General features: G+C 55.2%; 13 protein-coding genes. 8 read left to right on the top strand and 5 right to left on the bottom strand.

The window, feature by feature from the left end; translation table 11 throughout:
* Positions 1–106: 106 nt before the first annotated feature.
* Positions 107–1405, bottom strand: coding sequence for a uracil permease (uraA, locus tag NYE69_RS27420; protein ID WP_340928984.1), 1299 nt, complete (start codon positions 1403–1405; stop codon positions 107–109).
* A 308-nt stretch (positions 1406–1713) separates the two neighbouring features.
* Here uraA and NYE69_RS27415 point away from each other — a divergent pair, with 308 nt between their 5' ends.
* The 8 genes from NYE69_RS27415 (at position 1714) to NYE69_RS27380 (ending at position 13230) form a co-directional block, all read left to right on the top strand.
* Positions 1714–3891: a RelA/SpoT family protein gene (locus NYE69_RS27415; protein WP_036627716.1), complete on the top strand. Its 2178-nt coding sequence runs from the start codon at positions 1714–1716 to the stop codon at positions 3889–3891.
* 21 nt (positions 3892–3912) lie between these two features.
* Complete coding sequence (dtd, locus tag NYE69_RS27410; protein ID WP_340928983.1) at positions 3913–4362, top strand: D-aminoacyl-tRNA deacylase; 450 nt, start codon at positions 3913–3915, stop codon at positions 4360–4362.
* Positions 4363–5039: 677 nt separating this feature from the next.
* Positions 5040–5207, top strand: coding sequence for a hypothetical protein (locus NYE69_RS27405; protein WP_164815308.1), 168 nt, complete (start codon positions 5040–5042; stop codon positions 5205–5207).
* 231 nt (positions 5208–5438) lie between these two features.
* Positions 5439–5897, top strand: coding sequence for a hypothetical protein (locus NYE69_RS27400; RefSeq protein ID WP_340928982.1), 459 nt, complete (start codon positions 5439–5441; stop codon positions 5895–5897).
* 679 nt (positions 5898–6576) lie between these two features.
* Entirely contained in the window at positions 6577–7821 is a 1245-nt protein-coding gene (hisS, locus tag NYE69_RS27395; protein ID WP_240752018.1) for a histidine--tRNA ligase, read from the top strand.
* A gap of 49 nt (positions 7822–7870) precedes the next feature.
* The gene (gene aspS / locus NYE69_RS27390; protein ID WP_340930554.1) at positions 7871–9649 is read left to right on the top strand and encodes an aspartate--tRNA ligase; all 1779 of its coding nucleotides are present in this window, start codon (positions 7871–7873) and stop codon (positions 9647–9649) included.
* A 47-nt stretch (positions 9650–9696) separates the two neighbouring features.
* Positions 9697–10452, top strand: a complete 756-nt coding sequence (locus tag NYE69_RS27385; protein ID WP_340928979.1) for a tRNA threonylcarbamoyladenosine dehydratase — start codon at positions 9697–9699, stop codon at positions 10450–10452.
* Between the two features lie 423 nt (positions 10453–10875).
* Positions 10876–13230 carry a HelD family protein gene (locus NYE69_RS27380; protein ID WP_340928977.1) on the top strand — a complete coding sequence of 785 codons (2355 nt, stop codon included), beginning with the start codon at positions 10876–10878 and terminating at the stop codon, positions 13228–13230.
* A 198-nt stretch (positions 13231–13428) separates the two neighbouring features.
* On the opposite strand, the gene NYE69_RS27375 is transcribed toward NYE69_RS27380, so the two are convergent.
* From NYE69_RS27375 to NYE69_RS27360, 4 genes are all read right to left on the bottom strand, one after another.
* The gene (locus tag NYE69_RS27375) at positions 13429–13725 is read right to left on the bottom strand and encodes a tyrosine-type recombinase/integrase (RefSeq protein ID WP_340928975.1); all 297 of its coding nucleotides are present in this window, start codon (positions 13723–13725) and stop codon (positions 13429–13431) included.
* A 235-nt stretch (positions 13726–13960) separates the two neighbouring features.
* The gene (locus tag NYE69_RS33810) at positions 13961–14128 is read right to left on the bottom strand and encodes a hypothetical protein (RefSeq protein WP_411828906.1); all 168 of its coding nucleotides are present in this window, start codon (positions 14126–14128) and stop codon (positions 13961–13963) included.
* A 595-nt stretch (positions 14129–14723) separates the two neighbouring features.
* Positions 14724–15620 (bottom strand): HNH endonuclease, encoded by an 897-nt coding sequence (locus NYE69_RS27365; protein ID WP_340928973.1) that lies wholly within the window; start codon positions 15618–15620, stop codon positions 14724–14726.
* Between the two features lie 182 nt (positions 15621–15802).
* Positions 15803–16099 (bottom strand): CD3324 family protein, encoded by a 297-nt coding sequence (locus NYE69_RS27360; protein ID WP_036627728.1) that lies wholly within the window; start codon positions 16097–16099, stop codon positions 15803–15805.
* Between the last annotated feature and the right edge of the window lie 231 nt (positions 16100–16330).

Raw genomic sequence — 16330 nt, 5'->3', positions numbered from 1 at the left:
AGCGGCACTTTATGTGCTTATTATCCGGAGATTAGCATGGTTGTCGCCCTTAGCGGCATTTTTTACCGCTATTTCCGGCGGCAATGAAACTAAACCGCCGGTGCGTTTAGTCCGCTTTATGCGCGGCTTCTTCCTTTTCGTTCGACCAGCCCAGCACCTGAATCAGCTTGAAGAACAAGCTGAGAAGAACGCCGACGATCGTGGCCAGAGCCATTCCTTTCAGTTCGACGTTGCCCATCGTCAGCTTTGTTCCGCTGAGGCCGATGACGAGCACGACCGTGGCCAGCAGCATATTGGTAGGCTTGGAGAAATCGACCTTTTGCTCGACGAAAATCCGCAGGCCGGAGGCGGCGATGACGCCGAACAGCAGGAGCGAAACGCCCCCCATGACCGGTCCCGGAATGCAGGCGACGATCGCCGAAAATTTGCCCGAGAAGGAGAGCAGGACGGCAAAGATGGCCGCTCCGCCGATGACGAACACGGAATATACTTTGGTGAGCGCCATCACGCCGATATTTTCGCCGTACGTCGTGTTTGGCGTGGAGCCTACGAAACCGGACAGGATGGTCGAAATGCCGTTCCCGAGCAAAGAACGGTGCAGCCCCGGATCCTTGGACAAGTCTCTGCCGACGATATTGCTTGTGACGAGCAGGTGTCCGATATGCTCAACGATAACGACGAGCGCCACAGGGATGATCGTGATGATGGCCGGCAGGCTCCACTGCGGCGTGGTCATTGTCGGCAGCGAAATCCAATTCGCTGCGGCGATCTTGGCGGTATCGACTTGCCTCAGGACTAAAGCCAGCACATAACCGACGACGATCCCGATCAGGATATGTATGATTTTGGGGAATCCGCGGAACAATACGGCGCCCAGCACGGTTACGCCCAGCGTAATCAGCGACAGCATGATGCTGGTCGGATCGGGGGTCCAGGGTTTGGCCGGATCGCTGTTGATCCAGCCGGCCATGCCCGCCGCCACCGGAATGAGCTCGAGGCCGATCAGCGCGACGATGGCGCCCATGGCCGCTGGAGGGAACACGACGTCAATCCACGCGGTGCCGGCATACTTGACCAGGAGCGCGATGACGGAGAAAATGACGCCGGTAACGATAAAAGCGCCGAGCGCCATGGCGTAACCGTTCCCCGGATTGTTCGTAAGGACCAGGGTCACCGGAGAGATAAACGCAAAGCTGGAACCGAGATAAGCGGGGATTTTCCCTTTGCAGATCAAAATATAAAGCAAGGTGCCGATGCCGTTCATCAGCAGGATCATGCCGGGGTCGACGCCGAACAGGTTCGGGACGAGCACGGTGCTTCCGAACATGGCGAACAAATGCTGCAAGCTCAGCAGAACGCCGGGGCCGAAAGGAACTTTTTCGTTAACTTGAATTTCGCGTTGCAACCAGGACCACTCCTCTAAATTTAAACGTTCATAGGATAACTATCCTTAATAGATTAAATACATTGCCGTCATTTTTCAACAAGAAATTACTTGGACGTGTCATTTTCCATAACATCTCCTGCCCGGCCATTTGACATGCAGTGTGGTATCCGGCCATGCCGGAAAAGCCTGGAACCGCCGGACGCCCGGTAGTTGACGAGAGGGGGCGCAAGAGTCATAATTATAGGAAATCAAAATAAGGCGATTTATGCTCTTGTATGGGTTTTTTCAGCATATTTTCATATAGAAAGGAATCGAACGGGATCTCAATGGGCATAGAGCAATTACTCGAAAAGGCGTCTGCCTATATAAAGGAACCGGAGCTTCAGCGTATACGGGTAGCGTACGAGTTTGCGGAGCAGGCCCATCACGGACAGGTCCGCAAATCCGGAGAGCCGTATATTCTTCACCCCCTTGCGGTGGCCGATATCGTGGTTAACATGCAGATGGATGCACTGTCGATCATTGCGGCCTTGCTTCATGATGTCGTAGAGGACACTACGGTGTCCTTGAAAGAGATACAGGAACAATTCGGAAATGATTGCGCCCTGCTTGTCGACGGGTTGACGAAACTGGAACGGATCAAATTCAGATCCAAAGAAGAGCAGCAAAACGAAAACTACCGGAAAATGTTTATCGCCATGGCTCAGGACATCCGCGTGATCGTGATCAAGCTTGCGGACCGTCTGCACAATATGCGGACGCTGAAATATCAGTCGGAGGAGAGCCAGCGGCGGATCGCTTATGAAACATTGGAAATTTTTTGCCCAATCGCCAATAGATTGGGTATTTCCGCGATCAAATGGGAGATGGAAGATATCGCGCTGCGGTATCTCAATCCTCAACAGTACTACCGGATCGCCAACTTAATGCGCAAGAAGCGGGCCGAACGCGAGGAATACATCAAAAACGTCATCGCCCGCATCGCCGAAAAGCTGGAGGAAATGGGCGTACAGGCCGATTTGTCCGGCCGGCCGAAGCATATTTACAGCGTATACAAGAAAATGACGACGAAAAACAAGCAGTTCAACGAAATTTACGATCTGCTGGCCATTCGCATCATCGTGGAAAATATCAAGGATTGCTATGCTACACTGGGCATAATCCATACGTTGTGGAAACCGATGCCGGGGCGGTTCAAGGATTACATTGCGATGCCCAAGGCCAATATGTACCAGTCGCTGCACACGACGGTCGTCGGCCCTAACGGGGAGCCGACCGAGGTGCAGATCCGCACCTGGGAAATGCACCGGACGGCGGAATACGGGATCGCGGCCCATTGGGCTTATAAAGAGGGATCGGGCGACAACGGCCTGGTAAACAAAATTACGTTCTTCAACGAAATTTTGGAGCTGCAGCATGAGGCGAAGGACGCCTCCGAATTTGTGGAATCGCTCAAAATGGATTTCTTCTCCGACCTGGTGTTTGTGTTTACGCCGTCCGGGGAAGTGATCGAGCTGCCGGCCGGCTCCGTCCCGCTCGATTTCGCCTACCGGATTCATACCGAGGTGGGCAACCGGACGATCGGCGCCAAGGTGAACGGGCGCATCGTACCGCTCGACCATCGTCTGAAAACGGGCGATATCGTCGAGATTCTGACCTCGAAGCATTCCTACGGGCCAAGCCAGGATTGGCTTAAAATCGCCCAGTCCTCCCATGCCCGAAGCAAAATCAAGCAATGGTTCAAAAAAGAGAAGCGGGAGGAGAACGTCGAAAAGGGACGCGAAGCGATCGAACGCGAACTGAAACGCGCCGGGATCGAGCCGCCTTCGTTTATGACGGACGAGAAGCTGCTCGAGGCGGCCAAGAAGTACGCTTTCAACGACATCGACGACATGCTGTCGGCCATCGGGTTTGGCGGCATCACCGCCTCCCAGATCGTTACCAAGCTGACCGAAAAGCTGCGCAAGGAGCAGGAGGAGGCTGCGGGCCATATCGAATTGACCTCCGAGGTCAAGGAAGTGAAGGCTCCGGAAGACCGCAAGCATCGTCCGACGAACGGCGTGGTCGTGAAAGGCATCGACAACTTGCTGGTGCGGTTTGCCCGCTGCTGCAATCCGGTGCCGGGCGACGAAATCGTCGGATACATCACCCGCGGCCGCGGGGTTTCCGTGCACCGCAGCGACTGCCCGAACATCCCGGCGGGAACCGATGGGGGAGAAGCGGCCCGCGTGATCGAGGTGGAATGGGAGAACGCGATCGAAGCGAATTACAACGTCGATATCGAGATCACCGGCCACGACCGCCGCAACTTCCTGAACGAAGTGCTGCAGGCGGTTTCGGAAAGCAAAACGAACATTTCGGCCGTGTCCGGCCGTTCGGATAAAAATAAAATGGTTTTTGTGCATATGACGATTTTGATCCGCAACACCGATCACCTGCAATCCGTGGTGGAGAAAATCAAGCGGGTCAAAGATGTGTATACGGTGCACCGGATTATGCAATAGCCGAGTGGAAAGGTGAAGACGATGAGAATTGTGGTTCAGCGCTGCCGGCAAGCCCGCGTCACGGTGGGGGGAGAAATGATCGGCTCCATCGGGCGGGGCTTAATGCTGCTGGTCGGTGTTACGCATGAGGATACGGAACGGGATGCCGCTTATTTGGCCGAAAAAGCCGCCGGTTTGCGCATTTTTGAAGACGAAGCCGGCAAAATGAATCTTAGCGTGACGGATATCGGCGGAGCCATTTTGTCCGTGTCGCAGTTTACGCTGTACGGCGATTGCCGAAGCGGCAAGCGTCCGAGCTTCACTGCGGCCGCCCGGCCGGAAACCGCCGAGCCGCTTTACGACCGGTTTAATGCCATGCTACGGGAGAAAGGGCTGACGGTGGAAACCGGTAAATTCGGGGCCGACATGAACGTCGAGCTCGTCAACTGGGGACCGGTCACGCTGATTTTGGACAGCCCTGGCGGAGCTTAAGCGCGAGCTTGTTGGAGCTTGCAGGACGACCTGACGCTCCGGCAGCGTTTCCAATTCTAACGGACACTAGCGCCGTTATTTCGATGAAAACGACCGTTTTCAAAATGTAACGGACACCACAGACCTTATTCGGTATTGATGTGCGCGTATGAAAAGAGCCAAAGCGCCTGCATTAACTTACAATCTAGACAACCTGCTGCCCTGATACATTTCAGATTTCCTGGGATCCAGATTTCCGGGGAAATGATCATGTTTTCAAGCCAATAATGCGCCCGCCCCGCCGGAAATCTAACGGTTGTAGCAACGGCTAGTTTGCGAAAAAAGCCTTTTTCAAAACTCTAACGGTTGTGAGTGCCGTTATTTGCCTGAATCTAAGCAAACTGAGCCGGATTTCAGTGAAATAAGCGCTACGGCAACCGTTACAATTTGAAATCAACGTTTTTGGAACAAATAATGTTTGTGGCAACCGTTAGAATACTGGCGTGGCTAGAAAATGTATCTTGTCAGATTTAATGCAATGCCAGTGGAAAAGAGCATCTTTGCGGGCAAATAAGGTCGTTCAGGTTCGTAGCTAGCCTCCATGCGGTTGGAACTATTGTCAAAAAGGGATAATTGAGGCTTGCCGAGGGCACACTTGAGGGTACCAACAACGATGTCCTGAAGGAGCCCACAATCCTATGCGTCAATCGACGAAGTCCAAAGCATGGCGGAGCGTTCCGCTGCTGGCGGCGGGAGACCGCGGTGAAGCCCGCATGCTGGCGCGTGCGGCGGAACCGGAAGCCTACGAGTTGATCCCGCGGGAGGTTAAGCCGTCCGCCGAGTGGCTTCCGCGCCCGGGAAGCTGAACGCTGCCGTTGTAGCGGTGGCGAGAAGTGGAAATATTCGGCAACACCCGGGGCCGTTCTACATTAACAAAACGCAAGCGCAGGAGTAAAATGCTCTCCTGGCCTTGCGTTTTTGGCTTAATCGGGCAATTCGCCGCATTCGTTATAAACTCTCTCGATTCGGGCAATAACAAGCAAAGAATCGTTCGCCGATCGATGCTTACACCCGAGATGAAGGAGAGATGATCAAGCATGACCAAACATATCCAGGCTTATTTCCGTACCGAAGACCAGGTGGAGGGGGCGCGGATCAGCCTGCTCTCGTACGCGCCGGACCAGGTAGAGGCGGGGCGTACGGACGACAGAACGGGCGAGGATAACAAGCTGCTGGTGCAGCTGCTCCCCGTTCCCAATGGCTCGATGAATTCCGGCGGTACCGTTGGACTGCCGCTTCCCGGAACGCTGCGGGGCGGCCAAAGCGCGCTTCCGGTATTCGCTTTCGGTGACCGGGGGGCTGGCGACACTTTGAACGGAGAGCACAGCGAGGCGGTGGCCGGCGAGCGGGAAATGGACCCGGCCCGGAACGTCGTGGATACCGGGGACGGGCCGGAAGGCAGAAAATATGTGCTCAGCGCGGCGGTAAAAGATGAGGATTACGACAGGATCGTACAAAAATTGCGCGCTCACGGAGCGTATATTCCTGTGGGTTAAGCGAACCTGTAATATAACTGTAATATTAGATTCATGATCCCTTAACATAAGCTGTTTATAATAACAGCATGACCCCCTTTTTAATACAATATATACCTTTGGACCTGCACCCCGTTGGTGGCAGGTTTTTTTCTTTGATCCGACATTTTTTTCGTGTAGACTTGACTTTAGCGCGGTGGTTACATACAATCAAGAAATAACAGTTGATGTCACCCCCTGGTTTGGGGCGCGGATTGAAATAAATAAATGTATGATAGCAATTCGATGACGGGACAAAGTAATTCAACCCCACACCCGCAGAGAGGGATCCCGAGTCTTCGTGGTGATAGGCGCTCTTTAGGAGCGGCTACCCGCTTATGAAGCAGGCTGGAAGGATTCCGGTGATGATTGAACGAAAGACTTCCCCGAGAACCGGCGACGAAATGCGGTAAGCGGCACCTTAACAGGCTTCCGCTACGGCAGAGTAGACGTACGGCGTAGGCGGGCGATAACCGCTTAAAGCGAATCCCTTTTTCGCATGCAGTATTGCCTTTATAACGGCTGACGCTGTGCGAATCGCGGAATTCGGAATGTGGGTGGCACCACGGGTGATTTGGAAACCAGTCTCTCGTCCCTGTTTGTATCAAACAGGAACGGGAGTTTTTTATTTTGATGAGCAATTTAGGATGGAGGATGAGCTATGGCTTTTCAAAAACCGAAGGGCACGCAGGATTTGCTGCCGGGCACCGTCGAGAAATGGCAGTTTATCGAAGAGTCGGCCAGAGATATTTGCCGCCGCTTTAATTACCGTGAGATCCGCACGCCGATTTTCGAGCAAACCTCGCTGTTTGAGCGCGGTGTAGGGGAAACGACCGACATCGTCGAGAAGGAGATGTACACCTTCTTGGACAAGGGGGACCGGAGCATGACGCTGCGGCCGGAAGGCACGGCGGGGGTGGTTCGCGCTTATGTGGAGAACAAGCTGTTCGGAGAGCCGGACGTCAGCAAGCTGTATTACATCGGGCCGATGTTCCGCTATGAGCAGCCGCAGGCCGGCCGCCAGCGCCAGTTCCACCAATTCGGGATCGAGGCGTTCGGAGCGACGGACCCGGCGATCGACGCCGAAGTCGTGTCGCTGGGTTACGAGTTTTGCCGCGAGCTGGGACTTCAAGGCGTCAAAGTGGAAATCAACTCCGTGGGCAATCCGGCGAGCCGGGCCGCCTACCGCGAGCAGCTGCTTGCTTTCCTGCTGCCGATGAAGGATTCCCTATGCAAGGACTGCCAATCGCGGATAGAACGGAACCCGCTGCGCGTGCTCGATTGCAAAGTGGATCAGGACAAATTCGCCGGGGCGCCTTCAATTCTCGACAGTCTGGATGAGGAATGCACGGCGCATTTCGCCAAAGTCCGCGAACTGCTGACCGCCATGGGGGTCGATTACGTTATCAATCCCCGGCTGGTGCGCGGGCTCGATTATTACACGCATACCGCCTTCGAATACAAAGCGCAGGGGATCGGTGCGATCGACACGATCGGCGGCGGCGGCCGCTACAACGGCCTGGTGGCCGAAGTGGGCGGTCCGGATCAGCCGGGCATCGGGCTTGCTTTAGGCCTGGAGCGGATCGCGCTGATCCTGGAAAAACAGGAGATCGGCATCGGCGCCGCCAAACCTCTCGACGTATATCTCGTCGCGCTCGGCGAGGCGGCCGATAAGGAGATTACGACCTTGTTGTATAAGCTGCGGCAGGCGGGATTTTCCGCCGAACGCGACTATTTGGGGCGCAAAATGAAGGGGCAAATGAAGTCTGCCGACCGGATGCAAGCCCGCTATACGGCGATCCTCGGCGACGACGAGCTGGAGCGCGGAGAAATCGCCCTCAAATCGATGGAGAGCGGCGAGCAGCGCACCGTGAAGCTGAGCGAATTGATTCATGAGCTATCGTGATCAATAGATGACTTTTTAAACAACATATAATAAGGAGTGTTTTTACATGATGCAGCGTACTCATCATTGCGGCGCCCTCGGCACCGCGAACATTGGAGAAACGGTCACGTTAAACGGCTGGGTGCAAACCCGCCGCGACCTGGGAGGCGTCCTGTTTATCGACCTGCGCGACCGCAGCGGGATCGTGCAAATCGTGTTTAACCCGGCTTATTCCGGGGAAGCACTGCAAATCGCCGACAAGGTGCGGAGCGAATACGTGCTTGCCGTGAGCGGCAAGGTGGTGCAGCGGGACCCGGAGACGGTGAACCCGAACCTGCCGACAGGGCAAATCGAAGTACAGGTCACGGAAATCGAGGTGCTGAACGCCGCAAAAACGCCGCCGTTTTTCATTGAAGACGGCATCGAAGTGGACGAGTCGCTGCGCCTGAAATATCGCTACCTGGACCTGCGCCGTCCGGAAATGCAGCAAACGCTGTGGCTGCGCTCGAAAGCGGCCAAGGTATTCCGCGACTTCCTCGACGCGGAAGGCTTCATCGAAATCGAAACGCCGATCCTGACCAAGAGCTCGCCGGAAGGCGCGCGCGACTATCTTGTGCCGAGCCGTGTGCACGAGGGCGAATTTTTCGCCCTGCCCCAGTCGCCGCAGCTTTACAAGCAGCTGCTGATGGTCAGCGGCGTGGAACGCTACTACCAGATGGCCCGCTGCTTCCGCGACGAGGACCTGCGTGCCGACCGCCAGCCGGAATTCACCCAGATCGACATCGAAACCTCGTTCCTGTCGCGGGACGATCTGCTCGATATGATGGAAAAGCTGGTTGTGCGCTTGTTCAAAGAAACGAAGGGCATTGACATTCCTACGCCGTTCCAGCGCCTGACCTACGCGGAAGCGATGGGCAAATACGGCTCCGACAAGCCGGATTTGCGCTTTGGTCTGGAGCTGGTGGACGTTAGCGATCTCGTGGCGAACAGCGGCGTGAAGGTGTTCTCTTCCGTCATCGAAAAAGGCGGGGAAGTCAAAGTGCTGAACGCCAAAGGCTGCGGCACCTGGAGCCGGAAGGACATCGACGACCTGGGACCGTACGCCGCCCGCTACGGCGCGAAAGGCCTCGCCTGGATTCAAGTGAAGGAAGGCGAATTCCGCGGACCGATCGTGAAGTTCTTCACCGAAGAGGAAATCGCCGCGGTGAAGGAACGCACCGGCGCGGAAGAAGGCGACCTGCTGCTGTTCTCCGCCGACAATAAAAAGGTCGTCGCCGACGTGCTTGGTGCACTGCGCCTCAAAATCGGCCGCGACCTGGGCCTGATCGACGACAGCGTCTATAAATTCGCCTGGGTGGTGGACTTCCCGCTGCTCGGCTGGGACGAGGAGCAGAAACGGTACGTCGCCGAACACCATCCATTCACTCGTCCGCGTGACGAAGATCTGCCGTTGTTCGACACCGATCCGGGCAAAATTTTGGCCCAGGCCTACGACCTCGTGCTGAACGGCTACGAAGTGGGCGGCGGCTCTATGCGGATTTACCGGCGCGACGTTCAGGAGAAGATGTTCAATGCGATCGGCATGTCGCCGGAAGAAGCCCAGGACAAATTCGGCTATCTGCTCGATGCGTTCGAATACGGCACGCCGCCGCACGGCGGAATCGCTTTCGGTTTCGACCGCCTGGTGATGCTGCTTGCCGGACGTTCGAACCTACGCGAAACGATCGCCTTCCCGAAAACGGCGAGCGTGACCGATCTGCTGATGAACGCGCCTTCCGAAGTGGACGGGTCGCAGTTGGAGCAGCTGCATATCAAGCTTGCCGTCAAACCGGCCGAAGCGAAGAAATAAACAACATGAAATGCCATATATGCCATATTTCGGGAGGTGCTTAGACCATGCTTCATCAATTTTCACGGACCGAGCTGGCGATCGGGGCGGAAGGGCTGGACGTATTGAAAAAAAGCACCGTCGCCGTGCTCGGCATCGGCGGGGTCGGTTCGATCGCCGTCGAAGCTTTGGCCCGGACGGGGATTGGCCGCATCATCCTGATCGATAAGGACGTCGTCGACGTTACCAACATCAACCGCCAAATCCATGCGCTGACGACGACGATCGGCCAGAAGAAGGCGGATCTGATGTGCGAGCGGGTCAAGCTGATCAATCCGGAGTGCGAAACGATCGCCCTGAATATGTTTTACACGGAAGAAACGTACGAGGAATTGTTCAAATATGAAATCGACTACGTGCTTGACGCTTCCGATACGATCAAATACAAAATCCACCTTATCAAGGAGTGCCTGAAGCGCGGGATTCCGATTTTGTCCAGCATGGGCGCGGCCAATCGAATGGACCCGACCAAGTTCCAAGTGGCTGACATTTCCAAGACCCACATGGACCCGATGGCCCGCGTCATCCGCGCGAAATTGCGGGAAGAAGGCATCCGCAAAGGGGTCAAGGTCGTTTTCTCCACGGAGCAGCCGGTCAAGCCGCGCGCCGATGTCACGAAAAAGATCGTGCCGGAAAACGCTCCGCAAATCCGTAAAGCGAAGCAGCCGCCGGCGAGCAACTCGTTTGTCCCGCCGGTGGTGGGGCTGATCATGGTCAGCGTCGCCGTCCGCGAGCTGCTGGAGCGCAGTGGAGTGCGCGTATGAACGAGGCGCTGGCGAAAAAGCTGCGTTTGCCCGAAGCCGGCGGGCGGAGTTTGGTGCTGAATGCGCCGGATTCCGTCCCGGCTGAATTGGTGAAGAAAAGCTGGAGCAGGGGCTAAAGCGCCTGAGCGACAAAGCGTAAGGTTCGTATTGCGTGTTTTTACAAACATCAGGTCGTACGAGGCATAGTGTCCTTAGGCGGCTGCCGGACATAAGCGCAGGTTTGATGACAACATCGAATCTGCGCTTTTTGGCGCGCCTGGGTTATTTGTGCCTGTTTTTACCGGGGAAGTTCGCCTTTTTTTCGCCGTAGTGATATAATGAGATTTCTCTGGCTCCGGATCATGGAAAAATAGCGGATGGCGGGCGTTTCGACTGCCCTGCGGTTGACCGGCGGAGTACATCAATCTTAGGAGGTAACTGAAAGTGGAACATTTTCAAAGTGCCTATCAAGAAGAAAAGGCGCGGCTTGATCGCACCCTGGAAGAGATCGAAAGGCAGCTGAAAGAGCTGCGCAGCATCCCCGTATATACGGGGCATGATTTTACGGAGCAACTGCTTGAGGCAAACCGCGAATCGCAAAGGAAACAGCTGGAGCAGTCGGAACGCGAGCCTTATTTCGGCCGGCTTGATTTTGCGGAAGCGGGCAGAAACCGGAAGCCGATCTACATCGGCAAAGTGGGCGTCGGCGACCCGGAAGCGGGGCACCCGCTCGTTATCGATTGGCGCGCGCCGATCGCCAGTTTGTTTTATTCTTTTACCGGCGGGGATGAGGCTTCTTATCTTGCTCCCGAAGGCTTGATTGACGGACTGGTGTACCTGAAACGCAACATCGTGATTCGCAAGGGCATTCTCGAACGGGTGGCGGATACGTACGACCGCGATAGCGACGGACCGGCCGTAAGCGACGAGTTTCTCGTGTACCGGCTCGGCGAAAATAAGGATAATCGGCTTCGCGATATCGTTTCGACGATCCAAGCCGAGCAGGATCAAATTATCCGTGCGGCCAAAAATACGGCGTTGATCATCCAGGGGGTCGCCGGCAGCGGGAAAACGACCGTGGCGCTGCATCGGCTGGCCTTTTTGCTGTACCAGTACAAAGAGCAGATTTCTGCGGAACGGCTGGTCATTTTTGCGCCGAATCATATGTTTATCGACTACATTTCCGAAGTATTGCCCGAGCTGGGGGTCGGGGATATCCAGCAAAATACGTTCAGCGATTGGGCGGCCCGGGTGCTTGGCTTGGAGGAGGGGCCGTCTGACGGCACGGAAGCGCTGTCGCGCTGGTTTGACGGAGACTGGCCGGGACAGCCGCAATGGCGGAGCCAGGCTGATGGACAGGCGCAGGAGCAGAAGCTGAGGCAGGGGATCGCGCAGTGGCAGGCTCAGACGAAGGATCAGGCGGAAGAGCAGGATCAGGTGAAAGAGCAGGTACTAGCACAGGGGCTGGGACGGAAGCAGATGCATGGGGGCGCCCAGGTTCAGGAAAGCCCGGACGATAACAAGCTGCCCGGCCGGTTTAAAGGCTCCATGCATTTTAAGTCGTTAATCGACGCCTATCTGGAAAACCTGGAGTCCATCTGCGTGCCCGAAGGGGACTTTGAGCCTTGGGACGGGGCGTGTTTATCCCGGAAGGAGATCATCGGCTGGTTTGAAGGCGAATACCGCCATTACCCGGTCGCCCGGCGCAAGGAACGGGTGCTGGCGCGGATTCACCGCTGGATCGAAATGGAGCTGAAGAAGTCGTCTTCCGCGGCGGCGCTGAAGGAACGCAAGAAGAAGGCGCAGCAGCGGGAAAAAGCATACGCCAAAAAGTGGCCTGAGCTCGCTCCGCTAAACCTGTACCGGGGGCTGTTTGGCATCCGGAAGAGCGGCGGGACGGCGGACTCGGGCCTTGCGGATATGACGGGACGGATTCCGCGGGAGATTTGGCGGGAAACGCAGGGCTATTTGAAGAAAAACACCCTTAAGGAAGAGGATCTGCCCGCACTGTTGTATCTGTACTCCGTGGTCAACGAAATCGATGGGAAAATGACCTTCGACCATGTGGTGATCGACGAGGCCCAGGATTTTTCGCCGTTTCAGGTGTATGTGCTGGACCGGTTCGTCAAAGGGCATTCGTTTACGATCCTGGGAGACTTGTCGCAGGGCATTCACTATTACAAAGGCGTAAGAAGCTGGGAGGAAATGCAGAACCTGTTCCGTCCGGAGGAGACGGCTTACTTTGCGTTGACCCGAAGCTACCGCTCGACGATGGAGATCATTGAGTTCGCCAACGAAATATTGAAGCGGGGCGTGGGAACGGATTTGCTTGCCGTGCCGGTGTTCCGCAGCGGGGAGCCGGTGCGGCTGCTGCCGGCGGCCGGAGAACGGCGCTTCGGTGCAATCCGTTACGCCTTGGACAAGGCGCTGTCGGGCACATACCGGACGGTGGCGATTCTGACGCGGACGATGCGCGAAGCGGAGGAACTGCATGAGGAACTGCATAAGGGGCTGACGAAGAACGGTACCGAGATCAACCTGATTAACGGGGAACTCAAGGAATATGCCGGCGGGGTGTCGGTGCTGCCCGTGTATTTGTCCAAAGGGCTGGAATTCGATGCAGTGATCGTGACGGACGTCGACCCGCTTCACTACGGGCCGGAGGAAGCCAAGCTTCTTTACGTCGGCTGCACCCGCGCGCTGCATGAGCTGTGGCTGCTGCATGGCGACGAGCTGCCGGACTACGTTCCCGGAGAAAACACCGACTTCGCCGTCCGCGCGGCTGTGGAGGGATATTGATCTGCGGTCCCTGAAGTTTAGGGGCCCGAGTTTAGCGCCCCAGGCGACTGGGAGATGAAACGATTAGGCGAGTTGATTAGGCGTGCGTGGCGCACAACGGACTGAAATGTAGGGATTAAAACGACCTGAGCGACTATTAGCATGAAATCACTCCAAGTGGCCTCATTTGGGGCCGAATAGCCTGCTGAGACCGTTACGTCAGGAAATACCCGGGAATTGTGCGAATAACCTCGCGGAGTACGGTTGTATGAGAGCGTCGTCGCTGCCCTGCTTTTTCAGCCAGGTCAACAGGAAGTGGCGTAGCCCGTGTGGCGAAAGGTGTCTTGGTATCCCTGCCTGCTGCTTTGCACGATTATTCCTTTTGTTCAGGGGGAGAGGATGGGGGCTATTCACGGTCTTTTCATTTTTCCCGGTGTCTTGCCCCATTCCTCCCGTCAGGTCTGCTTCATTTCTCCTAACCTCCTGCTCACAAACCTGTCTATCGATCTCGAACATGTCTGCTTCTCCCAAACCTATTTTCTACTCCTGAATTTAACTTCCTCTCTGCTTCCGGATCAAACGGGATAATCGTGCAAAGCGTCCGGACAGCGGATATTGATCTGTCGACCAACCACCGGCCTTCCCTGTCAAACGCTGGTTGTTTGGTTGAGCCGATTTTTTCGCATTCCCGATCCGTATATTTTTTTCTTCCACGACGATTTTTCAATCAAATAAACCGCATGCATTTTCTTCATCGCATCATGCATGGCCAATAACTCTTTGAATGATTGCGGGAACGAACAATTCGATCTTTTCCACCCTTTCCGTTATTGATGCGTATTTGGCAAAAGTGAAAATCAATTTCCGAAAGTCGTACATTGACCAGTTCGCTTGCCCGGATACCGGTATACGTTCGCAAGGCTGGAACAAACTTTTGCAAGTAGGGTGTTGAAAAAAACTTGATATCTTTCCCTCTATCTCCGAACTTTTTTACCTTCTCTAACCTTAATCCAAAATATGCTGTTTAAAAGGGAATCGTAATCTTTAAGTCTCTTTATACTATCTTCATATGGGTAACATTCTGTCAATTTAGGAAATACTCTTCGCTTTGGGGGGATTCTAATTATATCCATTCGTTTGCACCTGGTGACAGTTACGCTGGTATTACCCCTTACTGGATGCTTATCTCGCTTCCGCATGTTCGCTCCTTTGCGAAGGAACGGCTGCTTTGGCGGAGGATGAACCGCAAAAGTGCATTTCATTTTTCGTATATTCACGTTTTAGAGCGATTAAAATGCAAAAGTGCATCTGTTTTGCGGACATTTGATCAAAAAGTATCTATTGACCGGAAATGAACTGTACATTTGCATTTGAACTGCCTGTTTCGAGGAATTTCGACGAAAATCGCATGCACTTTTGCATTTCGTGCGGTGGATGCTTCTGATTGGGTATCCGTGACCCGATGCAGATGTGTTGATCCGGACCTGACCATGAGTCGGGATTTTTTTTATCGGTCAGCGGGGCCGGCCTTCGATAAAATCCTCCAGGTCTTGGTCCGCTTTGCTTTGATTGCACAAATTGCAGGCGCAGACGCAGTTTACCGGAGTGGTGTGGCCGCCTTTCGCTTTGGGCAGCAGATGGTCGATCGTGTCTCCGTATTCCCCGCAAAAAAAGCAGGTATAGTTGTCGCGGGTGAGAATATAATTGCGGAACGCTTTGTTGGTGTAAAGGCGCCGGATCGTATGCGGGTTGACGACCACGGCGGCATGCTCGCGGACGAGCGTTACGGCCAACTCAAAGTCGACCTCCTGCTGCCAGCGGCGGCCTTTGTCGGTCCGTCCGCGCATACGGATCATCCCGTTGCGGTTCGGGCGCAACGTCCGCACGTCCGGCCCCTCCGCCCGCGGCGGCGGTGCCGGCAGCGCACGTTTGATCCGGCGCTTCGGCGTCGTCCCGTGAGCCGCCGGCAAGGAGGCCGCTTTGGCGTCCCGTCTAGCCGAAGCGGCTCCCGCAACGTCATCGCCTGCTTTGGGAACGATTTCATCAGCCTTGCGGCGGTGCCGGGCAGCTTCGCGCTTGTCAGGCCTGCCGCTCTGCCGCGCCGCCTGGGCCTGGGCAGCGCCGGCATCGGCCGTCCCGGCAAGTCCTACAGCGGGTGATTCCACGCTCCTAGGCTTTTCCTGGACCATGCGGGCCTGCTGCTTCCGAAGCGATCGGCAGTCTCGGCAGGCGCCGCGGCGCGAGCCTTTGCCGGAGCGTTTGCCGGTGCGCCGGAGGAACTCGGAAACCGGTTTAGCTTCGCCGCAATAGGCGCAGGTTTTTGTCGCCGGCGCCGGCGCGTTCCGGCGCATCTCTGGTCTTTGCTCTTCCATGTTGTCCCGGCGGAAAGACGGGGCATGCTGCTGTGTCAATGGTGTCACCTCGGTTTCGGATAAGCGGCGTATCCTGCTTTAGTTATATTTTTATTATACCTGATCGAATATATAAATATAGCCAAGACCGCGGGTCTTGGCTTCGCATATGGTTAATTTATCGTAGAACCAAGCTGCTGGCTTTCCGCCTCGGCTGGGGGGCGGGACCTTTATACCCGCGTTTACTCCGTTACCGCTGCCTGGGGTCTGAGCGCTCGCATTTTGGTCAAAATTTTTCGGATACTTTCATCGGATAAATGGTATTTGGCGGCTAAATCCCGTACGGAACACCCAGTATGGTGAAGCCGGTAAATCTCTTCGTTTCGTTTGGCGATGGACGTGCGCGATCCGCTCAATTCACCCCATAACGCTCTCGTCCGTTCCGGTTTCGGGATGTACAGCAGCTCGCCTTGAATGTAGTTCTGGAGCTCCTGCAGCAGCCTAGGGGGAAGAACATCCTTCCCATTTTTGTAGTTCACGATCATGTACCTCCTTATTTCGTGGTCCGTTTTCCATAGTTGTTACGATATAAGTCAGCATGGCCGTAAATCCCCCTTTCGGCTTGGAATAATATTGAAAAATTCAACTTAGGATCTATCATAACACAGTCATCATCTAAACGGAAATAAGGGGAGCTGTTTCCAGCCCCCCGTTTTTTTGCGGTTTCCGCTTACGCGGAAGCCACCTCACTCACTGAAATCACTTCGATC

The organism is Paenibacillus sp. FSL R5-0527, assembly GCF_038008055.1.
Lineage (GTDB): Bacteria > Bacillota > Bacilli > Paenibacillales > Paenibacillaceae > Fontibacillus > Fontibacillus macerans.
Note: the sequence above shows the minus strand (reverse complement) of the source record. Positions and strands in the feature narration are given on the sequence as shown.